Origin of the sequence: Rhizobium sp. RSm-3 (assembly GCF_001854685.1) — a bacterium.
In the GTDB taxonomy this organism is placed as follows: domain Bacteria; phylum Pseudomonadota; class Alphaproteobacteria; order Rhizobiales; family Rhizobiaceae; genus Rhizobium; species Rhizobium ecuadorense.
Genome location: NZ_MAWZ01000028.1, coordinates 1 through 24417, shown reverse-complemented (window position 1 = coordinate 24417; position 24417 = coordinate 1). Strand labels below are relative to the sequence as shown.

Genomic DNA, 24417 nt, shown 5'->3' with positions numbered 1-24417 from the left:
TGTCTTCATTGTGTCTTTGTGATGATGATTTGAATCCGACGGTTCCGCGCGCGGCCCTCGGGCGTGTGGTTCGAAGCGACCGGTTCTCCGCTCCCTCTGCCCTCTTCTCGCACGCGGCCTGGGTCATCCATCATGGATTTGATAATCTCGGCAGCTGCGCGCGCACGCGCGAGCGAAAGGGAATCGTTTGAAGGGAAGGCGAGTGATTGCACCGGAATGGCGTCGGTGTGCCCGGTCAGGAGGACCGATCCCGACTCACCGTTCAGAGAACGACCAATTCGTAAAAGAAGCGGCAGGAACATTTTCTTCACTTCCGGACTAGCAGAATCGAACATCCCGGAGGCGCGAATGATAACGACGATCTGCTGTGGGTCCTCGGACACAGTGACAAGCCCTTCGCGGATTTCGGGCTCGAGGAAGTTACGCAGTCGGTCGCTGCTCATAACAACCTTTGGTGGCAATGCGATTCTCGCCGATCTGACAACGCCGTTCGGCGGCAATGTCGCGATATCGTTGAAGACAGCGTCGGCGCGGGCATTTAATGCATGCAGGAGTCCGGTATAGATCGAGAGGAGTAATCCTGCCCCAAACGCTACGACGGCCCAGATTGGAACGATTGTGCGGCGTGGCTTCGGATTATTTGAGTTCCTCCGCCAGTGCGGGGATAGTTCGCGCTCGAAGTCACCACGGGCTGCTCGGATCAGGCGGTAGACGTCTTCGCACAGCACACTGAGCTCTGCGGCTCCTCCCGCAGTGACGCGGTAGCGGCCTTCGAAGCCCAACCTCATGCAGTAGTAGAGCAGCTCCAGCAGTTCTATATTGATGGCCGGTTCATTTTTCAATTGCGTCAGCAGATCGAAGAAGCGCTCGCCGCCCCAGGTATCGCTGAACAGCGATCCCACCAAGCTGCGCGTCGTCCAGACGCTGTTGCTGCCCCAGGCTGTGTTCAGAACGATGTCATCGATGGTCGCGCAGAGGGCGTATTTGCAGACCTTGATCGCTCGCGAGGGCAATCCGAGCGGCGTGATCCGACGCTCAAAAGCATCGATCTCCCGCAGCACCCTAAGGCGCAGTGCTTCAACGTCGATATGGCTAGCACTGCTCTTGAGCTGAGCGCTGAGACCCAGCAGCGCCGCCGCGGCCGCGACCAGTGGATTAAGTCGGTCGAGCGCAAGCATCTCCCAGGTAAGTTCGTCCGCCACTGGCGATGACGGCGAAGGGACAGCCAACTGCTCCTCGGCGTGAAGGAGGACGAGTGGCTGGGATTTTGGCATCGTTTCCTCAATCACCATCATCAACCCGCCCACTTCCCTTCGGAGCGGACGCTCTCATCGTGGGATCGGCGGGCGGGTCGACTACGCTCTCGCACTGGGCGCGCGAAGTCGGCGCCGAAGCTCCGGAGCAAATCGGTTTCGATGCTCGATACGACGTCATTGAAGACGCGCACGTACGCACTCCGGTTTCGCGCCTTATGGTTGCGGTGCAAAAGGGAACGGGGCCGCCCCATCGCCTTCTCGATCCCTGCTAGGGACAAGCGTGCACGGACGCTGGACAGAGCCTTCTGCACAGCCGCGAATGACACGTCATGCGTCCCACGGTCGGTGAAGGCTTGCTCAACGGCCGGGTCTCCGCGGAGGGACCCGCTGGAGTCATTGCACAGAACTGCGCGCAACGCCTCACCGACATCGGGAACGAGACTCAGGGTTTTTTCGTCGGAACTCTTATTTCTGAATAGTTGTTCGCCAGCTCTCGCTCGGAGAGTATGCTGTGCAGCGCGGCGGAATACAGAAGCATTTTCCCTGCACGATCCAGCACGCTTACGATGCCGGCATTCCGGACATCTGCCAATGATAAGCCGCAGGCGGCAAGGAAAGCCGTGACCGCCGCTCGATGATTCTTGGCGAGATGATTGCTCCACCTTGGGTTGCGTCAAGATGGGGGCCCGATCTGGCACACTGTCTGCGTAGATATCCCACGGACTTCTCATCATGCCCGCCAGCGCGTCTAAACGAGTGCCTAAGAACGGCAATGGTAGGAACTCGCCGTCCCTCAGGTCCAGCAGCGCTTCTTCACCCCGGGTGCAATTGCCCGCCAGGAGCGACGAGGCCGTTTCGAGGGGGCCAAGAAGACTCAACTCCTCACTTGTCGCTGCAAGTTGTCCCTCCGGTTCGGCGGCACTCTCCGCAATGGATATCGAAGGCGACACCGCGACGACATCGGTCATATAGGCGCCGATCTGAATAACATCGCTGGTTTTCCGGGCGACCGGCGCCTCTGACGGAAGCGGCATCGCCTCGTCATTTTGACATGTGTCGTCGCGGCCTCGGTCGATCAGTACGTATCGCCGTGCCATGCACTCGATTGAGCAGTGGGATTTCGAGACCATCTGCTGATCATCCGGCAGAACCAGGCTGTTGCCTGCTCGGCTGGTAGTCAGTCCACCAGCCGCGTCGCCCGGCACGAGATATTCCGGAAAACTACATCTATTGCTGTGTACACGTAGCGTGAGGGGCATTGGTGGGCTAACTCAAATGTGGGTTCTGTCCGGCTCGGATGGCCCAGAGAGCCATTTCGAGATTTGGGAAGTCGCCAGCAACGTGCAGCGCCAAGCCGGCGGATTGGGGCATATCCTTCCAGAAGCGGCTATTTTGATCGATCTCGAAATAGCTGAATCCAACATGGAACGGGATCTGACGCGGCGCGACCGGTAGGGGATTGATGATAATGCCGGGCAGTGCGACATTGACGAGTTCCGTGATTTTCTCCGCCGGGCCGATCTTAATCTGAGACGGGAACTCGCGCCGGAGGCGCTCGACCTCAATATCAGCCCGAGCAGCCAGCACGAAGCTCGAGGTCGTAAAGAGAGAGCGGTCGGCCACCTCGGCCACATGGACACCGTATTTTTGCCGCTGCAGCGGTACGGGGACCGCAGTCTGCTCAATCACTGCACCCAGCGAAGCCCGGATCGACTGCATCACTGGCAAAAACGCCTCCGCGAGAGAGTCGTGCTTGTAAACACCAAGGGTCGGGGCACGTTTATCGACGCGGGCGAACGTGGCTAGTTCACCCGCCAACTGGAGCATGAGAACATACAGCGATTCCGGATTTACAACGGCGGCCTTGGATAGGTGGCAGAAGTACGGCTCGTACCGATTGATCGCCTGCAGCAGAAGGAAGTCCGCGAGCTCTGCAACCCGGTTCGTTCCCGACTGGGAGACCCGAGTGGCCAGAGCTTCACCACGATGGTGAAGCAGGCCGGTGATCTCAGTGATGTAGTTCGAGAGGACCCGGGAGCTGGCGCAGTCGGGGGTTGGCGGCACGTGCGTTTCGTCCAGAATGATCTGTCGGTCGGCCCGGACCTCTATGATACGGGCGATTGGGATGCAAGTGTAGCCAGACCGGTCTGCCGCGTCCGGCAGCAGTCGAAAATCCAGCCTCGCTACGTCGATGGAGGCGCTGCCTCGCTCGCCAGCGTTGGTGTCGACAACATCCTCAGTGGAGACTGCGAAGCGGATAGGTACGTCAATTCCCGCTTGCGCGTCGGTTTCAAGAGCGCCGGGTTGATAAAACGGTACCGCCAAGTGAATAAGCGAATCTCGAAAATCCGGCGGAACGTCGTAGGGAGTTGGCTGGTTGGCTTCGTCAGGAATACTGAAGGGCATCCCGTCCTCCAAGACGCCGCGAGCCGCTTCGATGGCGATCTTACCGAGACCAAGCAGCTCTCGATTGAGCCGCAGCTCGCTGATACCCCACCCGTACCCATGCAAAACCGCCGTCCTGCTGCGCACCAGCTGTTCGACGTGACGATCGGCCTGCTGAAAATGCTGCGGGCGGAGGAACAAGCCCTCCGACCAGACGACCCTATTATTCCACGACATTCAAGACTCGCCTCGCGTCCACCTGACAGAACGGCTTTCTCCGTAAAAGTAGCAGAGCTTCACTGCCCCCTTGCATGCACATCTGATATCCAACAATGCGCTGGTAGAAGGGCATCGCGTGTCGGGACAGCTCAGATATGCAAGCGCCGAAGCTCATCAGGATTGGTCATGAGCCCCCTTGCAGCGCGACAAGCAAGGGGTCTCATCTAGACTGTCGCTCAGTAGCCCGTTGCCCTCAGAGCCTTATTGGTCGTTCATGTTCACACTGACCTACAACGCGCCAATTCGCCTGTCCTGTCACTCGTACGGGATGAATCTCGCAAATGACCGCCCGGAAGCCTTGAGACCCGGCGCCGCAAGTACGGGGCCAAAAGAGCAGCGCAACAGGCAAGGTGACACGTGATGCGCATTGCCTCGTCGAAAATGTTCCTGAATACGCTGAGGCAGTGCCGCCGCCAACATCGTCTTCACGCGCCGCCGCCCCTAAAGCACCTTGACGACCAGTTTAGCGATTAGACAACCACCTCCTGGACACGATCCACGAACCGGTTGCAGTCCCGGTTCGCGCCAGGTGCGGGATAGCAGCCCTGGCGGCATGGATCATTCATGCGGCGAAGATAGGCATTTCCACATTTGGTGATGCCCAATAGCTAGCGAATGGGATATGCGCTGCGCCTCATGTTGGCGCGCGAGCACATGCAAGATGGCACGGTGGAGATCGACCGTTTTCATCTCGGTGAGCGACCGAGAATGGATCCGGACGGTCTACCGCCTGGACGGGGCCGAAAAGGCCTTTCGATACATGCAGGGCGCGCGACGGCGAAAGGGATCGAACCGCAACCTGCCTGATGGGCGGTGAGGCGTTCATGGCGATTGGCAAGAGCTTTGCTACGCATGAGAACGTAAAGCATTCGAGCCGCGAATTCGTCCAAGTCGCCGTCCACTCGGTGGGAGGTTTCAAGTCCCGGGTCCGCCGCACCATTGCCGGCGTCTTTCATCATATCAGCCCGCAGCATGCCTTGTCTTTCCACGAGATCGGCTTCCGCTGGTCACAGCGCATTGTTACGGGCCAGGCAGTGCGGATACTAGTCACGGGTGCCGCCGGCGCTGCGATTGCTGCAAGTCTTTCGCGCTATTACCGGCCGGCAATGCGCAGAAGTCCGGATGCCGGGATCATCGTTAAATCTCCCAGCCTTTTGTGATAAGGCCGCGTTGTTTAGCGGAAGCCAGCAAGGAGTTCGAAGACGAAGGCCGACCTCACTGGCGCCGCAATTGGCGACAGTTGCCACTACCCTGGTATCGTTGGGCCAATCCCACCATAGAAGAGATCATGTCGATGTTTCGTCGTAACCGGCTTGCGCGGCACCGGCGGCCGTCAGCGTTGATAGCAATCCGTGCCGATCGCCACATCAAGCACGGACCTCCGGTCTGGAGAACGGGTCGTCGCTGCATCTCTCGAAGGATCGCCGCTGTCGTTATGGGTTCACGCAGGAGCTGCGCCATAGCCGCTCACTAACCGGATGCGAGCATATCACCTGTGCATGCAATCCAATACCGGGACTGCGCTAGTTTGAATCGCGGGCTCTTCTCCGTGGTTTTTGAGGTTCTGCTGCAATGATGCGTTTACGCTACCAGTTATCAACGGCCTGGCCATGTCTTCGGGATCTGCCGGCCTCCCGTCACCTGAGCTCGATTCCGCAGAGCCGCCCCATGCCACAACAGCAAAAAACGGGACCCACGGTGATTGAGCGGCGTCCGAACGAGGCTCGGCAAGCTGGAGCGGTCGATGGTCGCAGTCGCGCCCCTTGCACTCTGGTTAAGTCGCTTGAGCCCCTGATAAATTCTGACCTTCCGTCAGCAGTCGGTGCCCGACAGCTGACCCCTTGTTTCCTGAAGGCCATATCCCAGGGGGGTGAGCATGGTTGACAGGGACCCTCGGACTAAGGGGCAGGGCTCTTCGCGGCCGGATGAGGGCCGGCACCCAGCGGATCAAAGAGCGCAGTCTTCAGTGGCGCGTGTCGATCAAGTGGCCGACAACTTCAATTCGGACGACATCTGGCAAGAGAATTCGGTATTGCGTTACGTGGAAAGGCTAAGCGTCGACCAGCCAAGCCCGCCGACCGAGCTTCAAAGCCCTGAAGAACAAACCCCGCAAATGATGGCTGACATGACGGAACTGACGAGAGTTCCGGTCGTCCCGGCAGAGACCGCGTTCAACCTCACGAGGACAACAGATGAATACAATAATGCCGATCGCACTATTCACCTCGTCGAGGGCCAGCCGCTGGAGACTGGCCCTCAGCGCGGGGGGCTGCATGGCCTTGGGAATTTAGAAGCCTCAGCGGTTGCCGGGCCCACCGAGGTGCCGGGTGGAAGAGAGGAGCATTCGGCCATGTCCGAGGTGCCCGCGGAGCCCAGCGATCCGACCGGTGGCGGGCGCAAGAGGCGGACTACTGAGAAGGACGCAGATCCCAGGCCCAGCCGCAGGCAGACGTTATATGCTCAAAGGCCGCTGGCGTTGGCGCCTGATCTCAGCGCCGCGAATGCCGGCATAATCGTGGGGGCCTCAACGGGCGATCTCGTCAATCGAGCGGCGTTCCGGACGGTGTCGGCCCAGGACCAGGCGAGGCTGGACGAAATCGCCAGGCAGACACCGCGGCAGTCGAGGCAGAGCAAGGGGGCGTGGGCGGACGCGCTGAAGGCGGCCCATCCCAATCTCAGCGCCGCCGATGCCGCCGTAATCGTGGGCGTCGTAAAGCGGGTTATCGCCAGGAGGGCGGCGTATCGAACGGTGTCGGCCCAGGACCGGGCGAGGCTTGACGAGATCAAGGCGGCGACACCGCAGCTGTCGGGGCAGAGCAAGGGGGCGTGGGCGGACGCGCTGAAGGCGGCCCATCCCGATCTCAGCGCCGCCGATGCCGCCATAACCGTGGGCTCTTTTAAGGACGATATTGCAAGGAGGACGGCGTTCCGGACGGTGTCGGCCCAGGACCAGGCGAGGCTGGACGAAATCGCCAGGCAGACACCGCAGCTACCGGGGCAGAGCAAGGGGGCGTGGGCGGACGCGCTGAAGGCGGCCCATCCCGATCTCAGCGCCGCCGATGCCGCCATAATCGTGGGTGCCGTAAAGCAGGATATTGCTAAAAGGGCCGCGTTCCAGACGGTGTCGGCCCAGGACCAGGCGAGACTGGACGAAATCGCGGCGGTGACACCGCGGCTGCCGGGGCAGAGCAAGGGGGCGTGGGCGGACGCGCTGAAGGCGGCCCATCCCGATCTCAGCGCCGCCGATGCCGCCATAATCGTGAATGCCGTAAAGCAGGATATTGCTAAAAGGACAGCGTTCCAGACGGTGTCGGCCCAGGACCACGCGAGGCTGGACGAAATCGCCAGGCAGACACCGCAGCTACAGGGGCAGAGCAAGGGGGCGTGGGCGGACGCACTGAAGGCGGCCCATCCCGATCTCAGCGCCGCCGATGCCGCCGCCATCGTGGGCGCCGTAAAGCGAGTTATCGCCAGGAGGGCGGCTTTTCAGACGGTGTCGGCCCAGGATCAGGCGAGGCTGGACGAAATCGCTAGGCAGACACCGCGGCTGCCGGGGCAGAGCAAGGGGGCGTGGGCGGACGCGCTGAAGGCGGCCCATCCCGATCTCAGCGCCTCCGATGCCGCCATAATTGTGGGTTCCGTAAAGCATAATATTGTAAAAAGGGCGGCGTTCCGGACGGTGTCGGCTCAGGACCAGGCGAGGCTGGACGAAATCGCCAGGCAAACACCGCGACAGTCGAGGCAGAGCAAGGGGGCGTGGGCGGACGCGCTGAAGGCGGCCCATCCCGATCTCAGCGTCGCCGATGCCGCCACAATCGTGGGCGCCTTAAAGGACGATATCGCCGTGAGGGCAGCGTTCCGGACGGTGTCGGCCCAGGACCAGGCGAGGCTGGACGAAATCGCGGCGGTGACACCGCGGCAGGGGCGGAGCAATGCGGCCTGGGCGGACGCGCTGAAGGCGGCCCATCCCGATCTCAGCGCCGCCGATGCCGCCACCATCGTGGGCGCCGCAAAGGACGAAATCGCCAGGAGGGCGGCGTTCCGGACGGTGTCGGCCCAGGACCAGGCGAGGCTGGACGAACTCGCTAGGCAGACACCGCAGCTGCCGGGGCAGAGCAATGCGGCCTGGGCGGACGCGCTGAAGGCGGCCCATCCCGATCTCAGCGCCGCCGATGCCGCCGTAATCGTGGGTGCCATAAAGCAGGATATTGCTAAAAGGGCGGCGTTCCGGACGGTGTCGGCCCAGGACCAGGCGAGGCTGGACGAAATCGCGGCGGCAACACCGCGGCAGGGGGGGAGCAATGCGGCCTGGGCCGATGCGCTGAAGGCGGCCCATCCCGATCTCAGCGCCGCCGATGCCGCCACCATCCTGGGCACCTTTAGGGACGATATCGCCAGGAGGGCGGCGTTCCGGACGGTGTCGGCCCAGGATCAGGCGAGGCTGGACGAGATCAAGGCGGCGACACCGCAGCTGCCGGGGCAGAGCAAGGGGGCGTGGGCGGACGCGCTGAAGGCGGCCCATCCCGATCTCAGCGCCGCCGATGCCGCCATAGTCGTGGGTGCCGTAAGGCGCGATATCGCCGTGAGGACGGCGTTCCAGACGGTGTCGGCCCAGGACCAGGCGAGGCTGGACGAAATCGCTAGGCAGACACCGCAGCTGCCGGGGCAGAGTAAGGGGGCGTGGGCAGACGCACTGAAGGCGGCCCATCCCGATCTCAGCGCCGCCGATGCCGCCATAATCGTGGGTGCCTCGAAGAAACGGATAGCCAGGAGGGCAGCGTTCAAGGTGATATAGGACGGCTCATGACTCATCACCACATTCCCTAGGAACTGCACCATCATGTGCGTTGGTTGTCCACCACGGGATTGCATGAGCATGTGAGAGCGCCGAATTTTTCTTCAGTCTGGAGGCCAATACCTGGCTCGAGATCGATATTTAGGGGCACGACGGCCGGCGCATTCCGGCTGACTAACACGCCGAGAGCGACCTCGTCTTCGACGGTCGGGAGCGCAGAATGTCGGCTCGCATGCCGCTGCGACCATCAGCCCGCTCCTCGCAAGATTGGCGCCAAGGCCGCCGTCGAACGATGGCGACGAGGCAAGTTTTTCCAAAACTTTCTTTAGCATAGAGGTAGAAGGATCGCTACAGCGGGGTTGCAGTGCGCGGGCGGCTAGGGTGACTAAGTGCGTGCACTCCACGACCGTCAAACGGGGTCGGTGTCCGTCAATTCGAAATCGCAGGGATCTGCACGAGAGACCGCGTGGTTGCCCTGCACGACTAATGGAAGCAGGGTCGACAGTCACGTTGGGATGCGGTAGGTGCGCGATAGAACGGGGGATTGGCGGCGGGACTCGATTCTTTTTAGAAGATCACGCAAAGCCGCATCACACCCATTGTCAAAAGTAAATACCGCGACGATGGTTATTAAACTTCGACTTCCGTCGAAAACGGCAATGGCGCTCACGAAGGAGGCCGGCCGCTGCGAAACCCCGCCATCTCCGCACCCCACTCCTTCGCTCCAACTGGGAGCAAAATGAATGAGGCAACGTGCGAATCTCGGGGAGCATCGTTACATGCGGTCAATACGGATCTCATCCAGATTGTCGCCCTATATGCCTCGTGCGGCGGTCCGGCGGAGCGCAGGAGATATAATGCCGTTGAAGTGCTCGAGCCGTTCTACCACTGACGCCGGGTCGCTGCACGCGCGATGGACCCGCCGGCTGGCCGCTCGTTCGATGAGGGTCCGCGCGCCGACACCCCCAAGAGCGATCGCCGAGGACGCCATCCACCTTATGCAGCAACTGGCGCGGAGGCGGCCGCGCGAAGACTTCGTAGTTGGAGGCCTTCAGGCTCACGTTTGCAACGGTACTCCGCAGGTTGCCCTTTGCAACGACTGCCCGACGATGTCAATTCAATCTGGCTGAGCTTGTACCGTCAAGTTTATCCAGTTTGGGGTTCGCTCCAGCGGTGGGTTGCGCATCCGCGGCGGCATCGGCGGGTTTAGGTGCGGAGACCATTCCGGCTGCGCAGCACTGCATCACGTCGCGGGTTGCCGATCTGGGCGAACTCTGCAGGGTTAGTCAGCCGAGGCCAGAGTGCTTGGCTTGCCACGCTCCTCGATAACCCGATCCAGTCCACAGGCGACCGCAGGCCGGAGAGCGAAGTATCGGCGACGAGAGTCCGGCTTTCCTCACGACCATCAGAAGCCTGAACCCGCGCCAACGATCATTGGCAGCCAGCGGGATCAACACCAACGCTTGCCTTTCGCTCGTTTCCGGCCACGGCGCTTGCGCATCGTGAGCTTCTCCTCCCGATGGACCCGGAAGAGCTTCTTGTTGTTCACAAGGGTGTCCCTCGCGCCTGAGCAGCACATAGCTGCGTCAAGATCCGAAGCGGCGGCATTCACGCCCCAAGCATTCACGACATATACGAATGTCGATTGTGCATGAGCAATCGCGTCTGCTCATTGCTAAACATTGAGAAACAGAGGCGCGACGATCTTTTATGTCGGGAAAACTGGGATTTGGGTCATGCTCGATGCAGATCATCTATTAAAACCGATCAGCGACGGCAACGCATGCGGGGATGCTCTCGATTACGATTTGAGCTTCCTGGAGCTGGAGATAGCGTCGCATGGCAAGCCGCACCAGCAGATAGGCGACTCCATCGCCACCGAGGAGGCTCCCGATTGGACAGAGGTGTGGCGGCTTGGCCTCGACCTTTCTGCCCGCACTAAGGATCTAAGAGTCGGCATCTTGCTCACACGATCCGCCCTCAGTCAGTTCGGCTTCTCTGGTCTAAGTCGGGGGCTTGAGCTGCTCGCGGCCTATGTCGAGCTCTACTGGTCAGAGCTACATCCGCGACCGGATCCAGAAGATGACGAAGATCAGACCGTTCGCCTCAACGCTCTAGCGAGCCTCTGCGATCTCTCCGGGCTCTTGGCAGAAATACGCCAAGTCCCACTCACCTCCTCCAGGCAATTCGGGACTTTTACGCTCCGCGATTGGGCTGGTGCGCTACGGTCCCAATCTACGGAAATTGATCGTTCGACCATCGAGCACGCCTTCATCGACACCGACCCACTGCAGCTCGAGCAGATCAGCACTGGTCTCCACGCCAGCCTGGCAGCCGCCACCCATCTAGACGCGAGTGTTCGGCAGCACGTCGCGAGTGACGAGGCCGTTCGATTCGACCCTCTGATAGTGCTACTCACCCAGGCCAAGGATCTGGTCGACGCCCATCGGAAAAGGGCCCAGCCTGCAGCCCCGGCATCTCCATTGCCAGACTCTAGCAAGGCCTCTTACCCCGAAGTGATCCGCAACCGCGATGACGTTGTCGAAATTCTTGGCCGCATTTGCCACTGGTACCAGGTGAATGAGCCCGCGAGCCCACTGCCAGCCCTCCTGGAGCGCGCGCAGCGACTTGTCTCGAAGGACTTCATGGCTCTTATCAAAGAGTTGGCGCCAGAAGGGGTTGCCCAATACCGTTCGATTGCCGGTCTGGCGGTCGGCGAGGGCACGTGACGTGCGCAATCTTCCCTATCAGGAGAGTGGAACACATGACAAAGGCGAGTAGTCAAAAGTTCATCGCGCGGGTTCGTCCGCCTCGCGTACAGATCGAATACGACGTCGAGACCTATGGCTCTCAGAAGAAGGTTCAGCTTCCCTTCGTGGTCGGCGTGATGTCCGACCTCGCCGGCAATGCTGCCGAGCCGCTTGCCCCTGTCGCGGAGCGCAAGATGATGGAGATCGATATCGACAATTTCGATGATCGGCTCAGATCGCTGAGGCCCAGGGTGGTGATGCGGGTGCCGAACCTATTGACCGGAGAAGGCCAACTCGCTGTCGACTTGACGTTCGAGCGGCTCGAAGATTTCTCGCCGGCGGCCGTGGCGCGCAAGGTCGACAGCCTTAGCAGGCTGCTCGAGGCGCGAACGGAGCTCTCCAATCTGCTGGCCTATATGGACGGGAAGAACGGTGCCGAAGAGTTGCTCACCCACTTCCTCGCGGATTCGGCACTGCTAAGCGCCCTCGGCAATGGCATCGAGACTGAGAAGCCTGATGCAGTGGTTGCCGCTCCGCCATTGGCATCCCCAGACACAGAGGAGAACTGATCATGATGCCTGCAGATGCCACAGATGTACAGGTCGCCACCGTTGATCTCGGCGATTTCACCCGCATGCTTCGATTCGAGTTCAAGATCCGCTCGGACCACTCCCGTGACTTGGTGGAGAGTGCCGTCCGAACACTGGCCGAGCAGGCACTTCAAAACACGTCGCTGATCAGCGACGATGTCGTCACGACTATCCAAGCAATGATTGCTTCGATCGACCAGAAGCTTTCTGCACAACTCAACGAGATCCTCCATCACGAAAATTTCCAGCGCGTGGAATCAGCTTGGCGGGGCTTGCATCACCTTGCCATCAACACCGAAACCGATGAAACGTTGAAGATTCGCGTTCTCCCAGTTTCAAAGGTGGAGATGTCCCGAACTCTGCGGAAATATAAGGGTGTCACCTGGGATCAGAGTCCGCTATTCAAAAAAATTTACGAAGACGAATACGGCCAAATCGGCGGTGAACCCTATGGCTGCCTGATTGCCGACTACTATTTCGACCATACCCCACCGGACGTAGAGTTGCTTTCGGGACTGGCGCAGATCGCGGCGGCGAGCCACTCACCGCTTATATCTGCCGTCTCACCACATCTGCTGCAGATGGATTCTTGGCGTGAGCTTGCGAACCCGCGTGACATCACAAAAATCTTCCTCACGCCCGAACATGCCCCTTGGCGGGCGTTCCGCGAGAGCGAGAACTCTCGGTACGTGGCCCTGACCTTACCACGCACCCTTGGCCGGCTGCCCTACGGGGCCAAAACCAACCCGGTCGATGAATTCGCCTTCGAGGAGGACACAGACGGCGGCGACAGCGAGAAATACCTTTGGACGAACGCAGCCTACGCCATGGGCGTAAATATCACGCGCTCGTTCAAGCTCTATGGCTGGCTCTCCAGAATTCGTGGCGTCGAATCCGGCGGCCTGGTCGAGGGTCTGCCGGTACATACCTTCCGCAGCGACGACGGTGGCGTCGACCTAAAATGCCCCACTGAGATCGCGATCAGCGACCGCCGTGAGGCCGAACTGTCCAAAAACGGTCTTCTACCGCTGTTGCACCGCAAAAACACGGACCTCGGCGTATTTATTGGCGCTCAAACTATTAACAAGCCGGTCAAATACGAAGACCCCGACGCGTCAGCGAACGCCGAACTCAGTGCCCGGCTACCCTACATCTTCGCAACCTGCCGCTTCGCACATTATTTGAAGTGTATGGTCCGGGACAAGATTGGCACGTTCAAGGAGCGCCACGAGGTCGAGGAGTGGCTCAACCAATGGATTCAGGGCTATGTCCACCCCTCGCCCGAGCTTGGGAGCGAAGAGAGTAAGGCACAGCAGCCGCTCTCCTCAGCCGAGGTCAAGGTGGAAGAGGTCGAAGATAATCCCGGATATTACGTTGCGAGATTTTACATGCGGCCACACTACCAGCTCGAAGGCCTAACCATCTCTTTGAGACTTGTCTCGCGCCTGCCATCCGCCCGCAAGGACTGAGAAAACCCGCAGATGATTGTGCTCCGTTCTCGGCGCCAAAACTCCGGAATAGCTGCCCCGGGCTGGCCGATGCAATCCAGGCCCAATCAGATCAACGAGAAAAGGAAAGTCCATCATGGCGTTCGACGCGGTTATAAAATTCACGCAAGCGTCCAAGGACGGCATTTTGCCCAAGGGCGAATCTATCATTCTAAAGGACGGTATCACCCTAGCGGACGAATGGAGCTTTTCACTCGAAAACAAGCTGAACATTGGGCCTCATACCGCCGGGGCGGGCGCGGGCAAGGCCGAATTCGAGGTCTTCACTATCAAGAAGCAGGTGGATACGTCATCGCCCTCTCTGTACGTTGCCTGTGGTCGCGGCGCCCACTTCAATAGCGTCGAACTGAAACTTTTCAAAGCGACGGGGAGCGGACAAGCTACATCAGAATCGAACCTGTTCTTGCACTGGAGTTTCAACATGCTGGTAGTCGAGAAGGTCGAGTGGTCCTATGCGGAAGAGGCCCCCGAGGAGACGATCACATTCCGGTTCGGCGCCTGCAAGGTCATTTATTACAGGCAGGATGAAAAAGGCGCTCTTACCAAAGCTGGCGAGGGCATCTGGAACCAAATCGCGAACAGCACCGACTTCAATAGGCTCGTCGGCTGATGGGGCCATCGGCAACCCGGGAATATTCGGGGCTGCGCGCGAAAACGACAGATCGACTCGTCGCCATTGCACCTGGAGATTGTAACATGGGCAGAGATGTTAAGCGGGATCTCGTGCAACCATCCCTCCTGGACCGGCTTACGGACGATGAGCCGCGCAGCTCGTGTGAAGCGCAGGACAAGCGCAGCTTCTCTGTTCGCCAACTGGAAGAGGTGATTCTACGCGATGTTTCCTGGTTGTTGAACACCAATCAATTGGGTGCAACCGTAGATCTACAAGCGTACCCTCACGTAGCGGCCAGTGCACTTAATTATGGTGCCTGGCCTCTCAGCGGACAAATTCGCGAAGGCATGGATAAGAGCGCATTGCGCGAAGCGATAATCGAGAGCCTTCAGCGCTTTGAGCCGCGTCTCTTACCGGACACCCTGAAGGTCACGGTCCTGGACGATGGTCAGGGTTGCGGCACTTTTCGCTTTAGGATCGAAGCCGATCTGTGGGCGCAGCCATTGCCGGTGCGAATGGTGATGCGTACGGAGGTAGATTCCGAGCTCGAATCCGCCCGCGTTCATCTCGGTACAGAGATAAGCTGATGGATCCCCGGCTCCTGCGACTGTACAACGACGAACTTGCTTATATGCGCGAGATGGGGGCCGAGTTCGCCCGTGCATTCCCGAAGGTCGCCGCCCGGCTCGGGATGGAATCAGCGGAGGTCGCCGACCCCTACGTCGAGCGGCTTCTGGAAGGCTTCGCTTTCATGGCGGCGCGGGTGCAATTGAAGCTTCAGTCTCGCTTTCCGGAATTCACCCAGCACCTCCTGGAGATGGTCTATCCGCATTTTCTACCGCCGCTCCCCTCGATGACGATCGTCCGTTTCGAGCCCGACCAGGATGCCGGACGACTTGAAAATGGATACCTCGTGCCGCGGGGAACCAAGCTTTTGGGCCGTCTTGCTCCGGGCGCCGTCACACATTGCGAGTTCCGCACGGCCCATGATGTGCATCTCTGGCCAATTGTGGTGAGCGCTGCCGATTATTTTTCGACGCCGGGGCAGATCGCCGCACTGGATCTTCCGGCCCGGCAAGATGCGAAGGCTGCTTTGCGACTACGCCTTCGCACCACCAATGGCATGCCGTTCAATAAACTCGGACTAGAGGCTCTCACACTGCACCTAACAGGCCCCGGTGGCATCGGCGCCGCACTCGCCGAACAGCTTCTCGGTGACGCATGCAATATCATAGCCCGTCCGGTCGGCCGGCCTATCCCTTGGCAGGAAAAGATTCCGGTTCATGCGCTGCAGCAACGCGGTTTGGAGCCGAGCTGTGCTCTCCTGCCCGAGGTGCCACGCTCTTTCGACGGGTACCGTCTCCTACAGGAGTATTTCGCCCTCGCGGAGCGGACGTTGTTCGTCGAGGTTAGCGGGCTGGCAGACGCAGTAGCCCTGTCAACTGCCGAGACCCTTGAGATCGTCTTCGCACTCAGACGTGTCGAGCCACGGCTGGAACGACAGCTCGGGCCCCAAAATATCGTTCTCTTCGCAACGCCCGCGATTAATCTCTTCGAACGCCAGGCAGATCTCGTCCACGTGAGCGACAAGAACACCGAGCATCATGTGATTGTTGACAGGATGAGGCCGCTCGACTTTGAGGTCCACTCGATCCTCGAGATGAGCGGAGACGGGGCGAAAAACGAAGCGGCTCCCGTGAGGTTCTACCCGTTCTATAGCATCAGCGCGCACGGTCAGGAGGAGCAGCATTCCAGATACTACGCGATCCGCCGGGAGCAGCGCCTCATGTCGGAGCACCAGCGTCTAAATGGCGCGCGGACTGGCTACATCGGCAGCGAAACGTTCGTTTCTCTAGTTGATCGCCAGGCGGCTCCCTATTCGGCGGAACTCCGGCATTTGTCTGTAAACTGCCTGTGCTCGAACCGGGATCTGGCGCTGCTGCTGCCGATCGGCCGGGACGAGACAGACTTCACCCTGGAAATCGGCGCTCCAGTTACCGCCACCCGGTGCGTATCGCCCCCGAGCCGACCGCGCCACTCCTTCGCCAATGGCGATATCACTTGGCGATTAATTAGCCATCTTTCACTGAACTACCTCTCGATCAGCAATTCCGATAGGAACGACCACCGGGGCGCAGAAGCGCTACGTGAACTCCTCCGCCTCTACGTCGATCCAGTCAATGCCTTCGCCTCACGGCAGATCGACGGGATCCGGGAGATTCGGTCCAGGCCTGCGGTCAGGCGATTGTCCAGCGGTGGACAAGCCGCCGTAGCACGTGGGATTGAGGTTGGTATCATCCTGGACGAAGCGGCCTTCGAAGGCGTTGGCATCTTTCCGCTCGCCTCCGTGCTCAACCAGTTCTTCGCGAAATACGTATCCATCAACAGCTTCACCGAGATGGTCGTCTCGACGCTACAGCGCGGGGAGGTAATGCGATGGCCGACGATGGCCGGCCGCCGGGCGATCCTTTGATTTCGGGGGCACTCGGCGACTTCCTAAGCTCGCTCAGGGCCGAACCGCATGCCTGCGACTTCTTCCAGGCTCTGCGGCGGATCGATGCAATCTGCTCAGATCGGCCTCGGCTGGGAGAATCGAGCGGTCCCAGCCTGGATCGCGTGCGGATCGCCCAGCAGCCCTCCCTTGCATTTCCGACTCGATCGATCGCGGGCGTGACTGCGCACGAGGAGAACGACCCCGTAATCTCCACCTACGCCTTCGGCTTGTTTGGACCCCACGGTCCCCTCCCATTGCATCTGACGGAGTACGCCCTTCTCCGGCAGCACAACGCCGCGGATGAGACGCTGATCCGATTTGCTGATACCTTTCATCATCGAATGGCCTCGTTCTTCTTCCGCGCATGGGCGGAGGGCGAACCGACCGTGAGCTATGACAGGCCACAAGAAGATCGATTTGCCCTTCAGCTCGGCGCGCTAGCCGGCTTCGGGATGACCTCCCTGCGCGCGCGGGATGCTATGCCTGATCTGGCCAAACTCCACTTCACCGGCCGTCTCGCCTCACACACCCGCAACGCCGAGGGGCTCGCTGCCATCCTCGCCAGCTTCGTCGAGGCGCCGGTTGATATCCGTGAATTTGTCCCAAAGTGGGTGGATCTGCCCCGCATATCGCTCTGCCTCCTGGGCCGCGACCCGGCCACGGGCACGCTGAACAGCAACGCTATTGCAGGTGCGAGGGTCAGAGTGTGGCACCATCGGTTCCGACTCATTGTGGGTCCCCTCAGCCTGGCTCATTACGAATCGCTTCTGCCCGCAGCTCCCGGCCTTAAGTCGATAGCGGAGATCATCTGCAACTACCTTGGAGATGAACTTGACTGGGAGATTAACCTCGTTCTCCGTCAGGAGCAGGTCCCGGAAGTGCAGTTGGGTCGCTGCGGCAGACTCGGATGGTCCAGTTGGATGGGCAAGAGGAAAACGCGCCAGCACGCCGATGACTTGACAACTACCCCGACTGACCGGGACCCACCGGCTGCCGCATGGCGCTCTCCTGAAACGGACATCCATGATGCGGCGGGCCCGCTCGACCTTCTTTTCGGGCGGGGAGAAGATCTCCTTGGCGAGATCGATCTGGAACGGGTGAATGGCCCACGTAACCTCGATACCAAGTGCGGCGGCACGGCGGGCGGCGGCTTGGAAGGCCCGTTATGACAAGCATCGGAAGCTCGACTCTCTTCAGTAAGCTCAACGCAAACTGCAATGGGACCGCCAAGGCCCTTTGCAAAATTCGCCGTGACGCCTCTTTGGAACGTTATCGCCATTTTGACGCCCTTGAGGCTTCAGCAGCGGAGAGGCCTATCGAGCCGACGATCGCGGCGAAACTCGACCACCGTGGTTGTCCGCTCGGGCGCTGCGCCCTGGGCCTGGTTGAATCTTCCAGGAGACACGTCGTCGCTAGCACCGCCGGAATCCGCCAACTCATCGATGTTACAAGGCCGCATGGCGAGATTTGGGTGGGACTTAGCGTGGGTGAGTTCCAAGAGACCCACACGCTTTCTTCACCCCGCCCTCCCCCGCTTGGCTCTGACGATGCGGGCCAGCAAGACATCTTGGCTGAGCAACGGTCGGCGATTTCGATGCACGAAATAAACGCTTTTCGGCATCTTCGCCGATGGCTTCGGCAGCATCCTACTCACGCCATCGGGCGCAACCGCGCCTTCTCATCAAATCTGCGGAACACACACCACCATGGTCGAGTCAAGAATCGAGAGTCTCTTAAGGCACAATCGTTTTGTTGCGGTCACTTCGGCCGCGTCCGAGTTGAATGAAATCTCTCTCCGGCGGCTCAGTGGCACCGAGCGGCTGGGGGAACCTTTCCTCTACGAGGTGAAGCTCGCCAGCCGCAATCCAGTTCAGAACTTTGCTACGATCCCCGGTCAAAACCTGACAATCGGCCTTAAGCTCAAGGACTCGCAAACGCGCTTCTTCAACGGTGTTGTTACGCGCTTCCAATATCTCGGCCTCGACGATACCGAGCACCTCAACTACGTGGCGCAGGTGCGGCCGTGGATTTCATTGCTCGAGCATCGCTCTAACAGTCGGGTCTTTCAGAACAAGACGAGCATCGAGATCATCACCACGATTTTTCGAGAACATAAAGGCAATTTCAAGAATCAGACCGCCCGACGGTTCCCACAGCGCCCATATTGCGTCCAGTACGATGAAACGGATCTGGCCTTCGTCAGCCGCCTCATGGAGCAGGACGGCATCTACTACTATTTTGAACATGCTGAGGACCAACATGACCTGGTGCTGGTCGACAACGCCGCGAGTCACATGGCCTGCACGCCTGAGATCGTAGAGACCCACCACAATCTCAGGCCTGCCCGAAGTCTTTACCAAGAAGATGTCATCCTGCATTGGGACGAGGTCGTATCGCTACAGCCGAACAAGGTCGTTCTCAGGGACTATGACCATGAGAAGCCGATGGCAGAACTGACGTCTGTCGCGCGTGTTCCTCCCGTGAGGACAGGCGGCATTCCGCCATGCAAGCTCACGGGAAGCGCCATCACCCGACCGCGGGAGAGCGTGGCGGTCAGAACGGGCGAGACCTCGTCGGCAAGCAGCGGCTGCACGGCAATGCGGGAGGTCTTCGAGTATCCAGGCCAGTATACAAAAAAAAGCGATGGCGATTTCTACGCCACCATCCGTGCCGAGGAACTCGCCTGCAACGCTTATCGCGCGCGGATCGAAAGCACTGCGCGCCAGATAACGACCGGGTCATTATTCAAGGCGGCAAATCCCTTCTACTACGGCCAGGTCGGTTCCCGCCCGAAACCCACCGATCGCTTTCTGGCAGTCGGACAGGACTTCACTGTCATCGGTGAGGTGGGGGACGATCTCACTGCGGACACCGTGGGGGGGAAGGGCGAGCGGTTCCTCTATCACAGCAACGTAGAGATTATCCCCGCGACAACCCAGTACCGACCGAGGCGCCGCACACCGGCGCGGTTGATTCACGGACCGCAGACGGCCGTCGTCGTGGGCCCCGAGGGCGAGTCGATCGCGACGGATAAGTACGGCCGTGTGAAGGTTCAGTTCTTCTGGGACCGAGAAGGCGGAAAGAACGAGAACAGCTCCTGCTGGATTCGGGTGGCCCAGAACTTCGCTGGTAAGGGTTTTGGCAACCTGGTCGTCCCACGGATCGGCCATGAGGTCGTGGTTGATTTCATCCACGGCAATCCCGACACGCCCCTGGTGACCGGCGTCGTATACAATGGCTCAAATCTGCCGCCTGAAACCCTGCCGACCGACAAAACGCGGTCGACCTTCCGGACGCATACCGATGGCGGCGCCGCTAATGCCTACAATGAACTGCGCTTTGAGGACAAGCAGGGCCGTGAGGAGGTCTATTTGAAGGCCCAGAAGAATCATACCGTCGAGGTCGGGAATATCTACAGCATCGACGTCAAGAGACACTTCCTCCTGACCTCGGGCGGCGCCGCGCCCGACTCCCCTGCCGCAGCGGCCTTAGGTAGCCGCGTCGAGGTAACACCCGACAAGATCCGCCTTGTAGTATCGGGCAGAACCGGCCCGCAGGCCATCGAAATCAGCGGCGATGGGATCGCCATTATCGGCACGATGATTGGCGTTATGGCAACACCTCCGCGGCTCGGGTCCATCGTCTCCATGCCGCCGCCGACACCGGGTCCACCCACGCCGTCGATAATGAAGCTTATTGCGACACTCGGGCTGCCGCCTGTTACGCCCGAGTGACACGATGTCAAGGTGAACTGGTTCTGGGCCTCGGCTGTCCGGAAGTCGTTGCCTTTAAGTCGGCAGGGCCCTGCAGGCGTAGAGAAAAAGCGTAACGGCTTCGGCGTCGTAAGCTGACCTACCAAATCAACGTGACACTGCGAGATTGCCCGAAAATGAGGAAAGGTTATCGCGCGTGAGCGTTTGTTCCGGGAACTTGCGCCTCAGTTAGATGGAGTTGCCACGCGAAATCGGCCGCAAGCGGCTCCAAATGCGTCTGGTTTAGGTCTCCACCAAGCTGGAACTGGTGGATGAAATACCTTTATCACTCGGCGTCACGAAATTGCGATCAGGGCGCGGGCGGCGCAAAAATCAGCGTTCTCGATCTGGGCGTTACAGCGCTGCTTTGCAGGGCGGGCTCTCGCCTCGAAGCGCTTCTGGCGGAGCGTGGCCGCCTCGAGCAGCAGTCGAAGCCTTTCACCATGCTCGAAGGTGTCTCGCTTCTATTTGCGTTTCGAGTTCCTGATAGGCGCTGGCCATGCCTGTCAGGCCGAGTTTGCGCAGCATGTCAATGGTGGGATTGTTCAACGTCGCGATAAAAATCATGCGCTGTCCAGCTCGAGGGAGGACGCTGGCCATGCCCCCGAAGCATAACGGGATACGAATTTGGTATTGGAAGGAAAGGTCGCGACGGAAGTAACATCAGCAGTGACGCAATGACCTAAGGAACGACGCAATGTACGGCAGAAGGCAGGGGGGTGTTGGCAATAGTTCCGAACAAGGCGGTGAAGACACCTTTAACTGGGTTGAAGGCTTGACTGGCTCCTCGTCCGGCGAAGCGGCACTGAAAGAAATTTTACTGGCCTGGGCGGAAGACGGGCAGCAGGAGCAGGACGAGGACCGGCACGAGGCAATGGCACGGATCGAGGCCTGGACGGAAACCCGCAATTTTCGTGCCCCCCTGAACTTAACATCGCTGTCCCTAACGGCACTGCCCCCCACCTTACCGGCCGGCCTCCAGCGGCTCAACGCCAATGACAACCGGTTGGGCAGGCTGCCCAACAACCTCCCGCCCGGTCTGCGAAAGCTCTCTGCCTGCGACAACCAGCTGACCACGCTGCCTGAGGTTCTTCCGGACATGCTCGAGACGCTCTACGTCGACGGCAACCGGCTGACCAGATTGCCGAACGAGCTTCCTTCCGGACTAAAGTATCTCTACGTCAACCACAACCGGCTGACCAGTTTGCCCGATAACCTGCCGCCTGAGCTCAGGGAGCTTCATGTCACCCGCAACGAAATCGCGCACCTGCCGGAGAATCTCCCCCTCGAATTGACGGATCTCCGCGCCGAACTCAATAATATAATTCGCCTGCCCGAGCGCCTTCCTGCAAAGCTCACGAGGCTCGAAGTCCCTCACAATGAACTGACTAGCCTACCCGAGGACCTCCCGGCCACCCTAAAGTGGCTCAGCACCGACAGTAATGAACTGACCCACCTGCCCCCTAACCTGCCGAGGGGGCTGGAGGAGCTTAGCGTTCGTGGAAACAACCTGAGAGGACTTGGCGACGGGCGAACTGCACTGCCGTACATTCTGTCGCAGCTTCCGCCTCATTGCAAAGTGTACCTGAATAACAATCCGCTGCCAGATCGACTGCGGGCGCACCTGAGCGCGCAAAGCGGGACGAGCCTTCCGCAGATCTTTTTGTGATGCTGCCTGACAAACGGGCCAAACTAGGTCCCTGCGTTTTGAGTAAAAGGCCTTTTGCCGAAGCCATGGCGGTGGGGTGCAGGCCAGGTATGACGCGTGCGGATCAAAAACAATGAGTTTGCAGGTTTATGCCGCTCGCCGGAATGTGTTGAGTTGTGGAAGCAACAGACGTCTCACTGAAGACTATGGCCGGAAAGCCCAGGCTCGGCACTTGTGTCCTTCGGGCGACCTTGCATGCGAGCCAGTTCGTACAAAGGATTACCCGCTATCGCGTACCAGGAGGTGCGACGCTTACGGCCTAGAGGCATTGCCGCCGGTTGGAACGTTCGGAAGCTGGACCCAGATTTCAACAGGCCTCAAGCGCATCCACCATTTCCACATGGTCCACCCCCAGCATCGCGTATTCGTTGATCTAACTACCCGAGACTCCAGCCTACGGGCCTATTTGCATTCGTCGGCGATCGACGACTCTGTCGCCTATTAGTTGAAATAGGGTTTCGTGGCGAGCCAGCAGAGGAACAGCCCATGGATGAGAAAAACAGCCCCATTGTTTGCATCTCGGGTGTAGACGAACGAAAGCTCGGCGCCGCTCTAATCGCGGTCCAATCGGCATTTAGTGTCGCGATTGCGGAACTATCGAAGCTTCACAAAGGGAACAGTCCTCAGTGGTTCGAAGACCTGGAGGAGGTGGTAATCGCTAACGCAAAAGGCACAGTCACCGAGGGCATCTCGCTGGATGTCGAGGTGGAAAGCCTCAAATTCGGCATCGACGTCCTTCGGGCGATCTTAGATGTCAGCCGCGTTGAGCTAGGCTTTGCAGCAAAGGAATAACCTTTCGCCCAAACGAGGTCTCGATGCTATTTGGCGCCGGAGATGTTCGATGCACACTCGAACCTTCGCATGAGTACCGCGCTCGTCGCCAAAGTCGCCCGCATCGTCACCAAATGGTACGGTCGTCCGACAAACCAGGAGGTCTTGCCGCAGATGATCGACGATACGACCTATGCATGGCGCACCGGCGTTTTTGAGGCAACGCGCGTTTTCCATGCGGAAGACCCGGGCGGACCAACCTTCATCGGGGGCAATTTGCGCAAGCCGGACTCCCATGGAAGACAATAACTTGTCGGACGCTGGGCGCACGAGACTGAGGGACTCAGCGTTGAAGATGTGCCGACAAGCTCGGCATTAGCGATGCACCCTGTATAGCGGGCAGCGACCGCCTTGCCATGCTTGAAGATGCCCTGAGCCGACACGCCCACAGTTGATAAAGATGTCGACTCAGTACCGCCGGCCGCTCCTCACCTTCTACCTTGCTGAGCCGCCAGCCATTGCGGCTCGTGGCAAGGATTTTTCGGACTCTTCCCGAGAATATGCACAACGCGACGCAGCGCTTGTCGACCCGCTGTTTCGTGAAGTTCGCGCTCGCCAGGAAATGGTGCGTGATGAGCCCTTTGTAAGAGTCACCCTTGCGCCGGCAGTCCGAGACCTCCCCGTTCATCTGGTTCGTCGTCTGGAATCGCAATCGATCGATGATCGACCTCCGCCCCTTCGTCGCAGGGATACACATCAAGTGGCATTGACCTGGACAGCGACCGCTCGCGCTGGAGCGCCGAATACCGGCGGCGCATTTCACCGGACGCAATCGACCCTGCCGTCCAAAGAGCGACCAGTTCCATGAAACCCGGGTCTTCATCGATCCGGATTCCTCGCGCCTTCCAACGCGCGATGACCCGCTCGGCTATGTCCCTGCGTGAATCCATTACCACTTCCCTGCCCCCTGCCCCCTGCCGCCTACGCGGTTAGATACCAAGATGGTGGGTTCTTCGCCAGTTCAAACCGTCCAATATGTCACGCCGGCCGCCCGCGATCCGTTTTCAGGAGCTTGTTAGCTGGAGCTATCGAGATCGCAGGACACACTTTCCAGCTCTCTCCCGACCTGATGGTCCCCGTCACCATCTTTTCCGTCCATGAATAAGGTAGGCCGCCCCCGATCAGTCCAGGCGATTTAAGTGCGAGTCCGCTTTTACGTCGCCTTGAGGTCCGTCAGCACCTTGTCAAAAGCATCCTTGACCGGCTTTGAGATTTCCTCCACCGCCCTGCTTGAGAGCACCCGGACTTCCTTGGCGTGCTGCAAACTTGTCTCAACGCGCTTGCGGAAAAAGGTCGACTGCTGTTCGAGGATCTGCGACGGCGAATTCGCGCCCAGCAAAGCTTGCAAATGTGAGAAGCTGGCCTCGGCGTCGGCCTGCAGTGCAGCGATCGTCTTCCACCACAATTCGTTGCCGAATAGACTTGTCGTTTCGAGGATCGGAGGCAGCATTTTCTG

General features: G+C 59.7%; 17 protein-coding genes and 4 pseudogenes. 13 read left to right on the top strand and 8 right to left on the bottom strand.

From position 1 onward, the window contains the following. Window positions 1-5: 5 nt before the first annotated feature. The 3 genes from icmH to tssK are packed head-to-tail and all read right to left on the bottom strand — an operon-like array spanning window position 6 to window position 3878. Complete coding sequence (gene icmH / locus BBJ66_RS22070; RefSeq protein ID WP_071089834.1) at window positions 6-1295, bottom strand: type IVB secretion system protein IcmH/DotU; 1290 nt, start codon at window positions 1293-1295, stop codon at window positions 6-8. Beyond that, window positions 1295-2515 (bottom strand): type VI secretion system-associated FHA domain protein, encoded by a 1221-nt coding sequence (locus tag BBJ66_RS35905; protein WP_012489523.1) that lies wholly within the window; start codon window positions 2513-2515, stop codon window positions 1295-1297. Before BBJ66_RS35905 ends, icmH begins: the two co-directional genes overlap by 1 nt. 7 nt (window positions 2516-2522) lie before the next feature. After that, window positions 2523-3878, bottom strand: a complete 1356-nt coding sequence (tssK, locus tag BBJ66_RS22060) for a type VI secretion system baseplate subunit TssK (RefSeq protein WP_010069402.1) — start codon at window positions 3876-3878, stop codon at window positions 2523-2525. Window positions 3879-4532: 654 nt separating this feature from the next. On the opposite strand from tssK, the pseudogene BBJ66_RS33495 reads away from it, so the two are divergent. Then, window positions 4533-5080, top strand: a pseudogene (locus BBJ66_RS33495) (transposase); the annotation flags it as partial. A gap of 965 nt (window positions 5081-6045) precedes the next feature. Continuing rightward, window positions 6046-8715, top strand: coding sequence for a hypothetical protein (locus BBJ66_RS22050; protein ID WP_225882935.1), 2670 nt, complete (start codon window positions 6046-6048; stop codon window positions 8713-8715). A 1291-nt stretch (window positions 8716-10006) separates the two neighbouring features. On the opposite strand, the pseudogene BBJ66_RS34305 reads toward BBJ66_RS22050, so the two are convergent. After that, window positions 10007-10358 (bottom strand): annotated as a pseudogene (locus tag BBJ66_RS34305) (IS3 family transposase); the annotation flags it as partial. A gap of 93 nt (window positions 10359-10451) precedes the next feature. Here BBJ66_RS34305 and tssA point away from each other — a divergent pair. The 7 genes and pseudogenes from tssA to tssG all read left to right on the top strand — a co-directional run. Continuing rightward, window positions 10452-11444, top strand: a complete 993-nt coding sequence (gene tssA, locus BBJ66_RS22045; RefSeq protein WP_004680423.1) for a type VI secretion system protein TssA — start codon at window positions 10452-10454, stop codon at window positions 11442-11444. Window positions 11445-11479: 35 nt separating this feature from the next. Further along, entirely contained in the window at window positions 11480-12034 is a 555-nt protein-coding gene (gene tssB, locus BBJ66_RS22040; RefSeq protein WP_004680424.1) for a type VI secretion system contractile sheath small subunit, read from the top strand. Window positions 12035-12036: 2 nt separating this feature from the next. Beyond that, entirely contained in the window at window positions 12037-13524 is a 1488-nt protein-coding gene (gene tssC, locus BBJ66_RS22035) for a type VI secretion system contractile sheath large subunit (protein WP_004680425.1), read from the top strand. A 115-nt stretch (window positions 13525-13639) separates the two neighbouring features. Continuing rightward, on the top strand, window positions 13640-14173 hold the full coding sequence (locus BBJ66_RS22030) for an Hcp family type VI secretion system effector (RefSeq protein ID WP_004680426.1): 534 nt from the start codon (window positions 13640-13642) through the stop codon (window positions 14171-14173). A gap of 86 nt (window positions 14174-14259) precedes the next feature. Continuing rightward, on the top strand, window positions 14260-14763 hold the full coding sequence (tssE, locus tag BBJ66_RS22025; protein WP_004680427.1) for a type VI secretion system baseplate subunit TssE: 504 nt from the start codon (window positions 14260-14262) through the stop codon (window positions 14761-14763). Next, a complete protein-coding gene (gene tssF / locus BBJ66_RS22020; protein WP_008536039.1) occupies window positions 14763-16649 on the top strand; it encodes a type VI secretion system baseplate subunit TssF in 1887 nt (628 codons plus the stop codon). Before tssE ends, tssF begins: the two co-directional genes overlap by 1 nt. Next, a pseudogene (gene tssG, locus BBJ66_RS22015) lies at window positions 16613-17584 on the top strand (type VI secretion system baseplate subunit TssG); the annotation flags it as partial. The gene tssF and the pseudogene tssG, both read left to right, overlap by 37 nt. Window positions 17585-17689: 105 nt before the next feature. Here the strand turns inward: tssG and BBJ66_RS35430 are convergent. After that, a pseudogene (locus BBJ66_RS35430) lies at window positions 17690-17827 on the bottom strand (CoA ester lyase); the annotation flags it as partial. Window positions 17828-18376: 549 nt separating this feature from the next. Here BBJ66_RS35430 and BBJ66_RS22010 point away from each other — a divergent pair. Further along, window positions 18377-20404: a type VI secretion system Vgr family protein gene (locus BBJ66_RS22010; RefSeq protein ID WP_004680430.1), complete on the top strand. Its 2028-nt coding sequence runs from the start codon at window positions 18377-18379 to the stop codon at window positions 20402-20404. A gap of 456 nt (window positions 20405-20860) precedes the next feature. On the opposite strand, the gene BBJ66_RS35675 is transcribed toward BBJ66_RS22010, so the two are convergent. After that, window positions 20861-20989: a hypothetical protein gene (locus BBJ66_RS35675; RefSeq protein WP_010068000.1), complete on the bottom strand. Its 129-nt coding sequence runs from the start codon at window positions 20987-20989 to the stop codon at window positions 20861-20863. Between the two features lie 130 nt (window positions 20990-21119). Between BBJ66_RS35675 and BBJ66_RS22005 the strand changes: the two genes are divergently transcribed. From BBJ66_RS22005 to BBJ66_RS21995, 3 genes are all read left to right on the top strand, one after another. After that, entirely contained in the window at window positions 21120-22091 is a 972-nt protein-coding gene (locus tag BBJ66_RS22005; protein WP_004680431.1) for a hypothetical protein, read from the top strand. 525 nt (window positions 22092-22616) lie between these two features. Beyond that, on the top strand, window positions 22617-22922 hold the full coding sequence (locus BBJ66_RS22000; RefSeq protein ID WP_004680432.1) for a hypothetical protein: 306 nt from the start codon (window positions 22617-22619) through the stop codon (window positions 22920-22922). 69 nt (window positions 22923-22991) lie between these two features. After that, the gene (locus BBJ66_RS21995) at window positions 22992-23210 is read left to right on the top strand and encodes a hypothetical protein (protein ID WP_037147006.1); all 219 of its coding nucleotides are present in this window, start codon (window positions 22992-22994) and stop codon (window positions 23208-23210) included. A 341-nt stretch (window positions 23211-23551) separates the two neighbouring features. Here the strand turns inward: BBJ66_RS21995 and BBJ66_RS21990 are convergent, their stop codons facing one another. Beyond that, window positions 23552-23851 (bottom strand): hypothetical protein, encoded by a 300-nt coding sequence (locus BBJ66_RS21990; RefSeq protein WP_004680434.1) that lies wholly within the window; start codon window positions 23849-23851, stop codon window positions 23552-23554. A gap of 263 nt (window positions 23852-24114) precedes the next feature. Beyond that, the coding region (locus tag BBJ66_RS21985) for a phasin (RefSeq protein ID WP_071089831.1) at window positions 24115-24417 on the bottom strand (303 nt) is incomplete at its 5' end.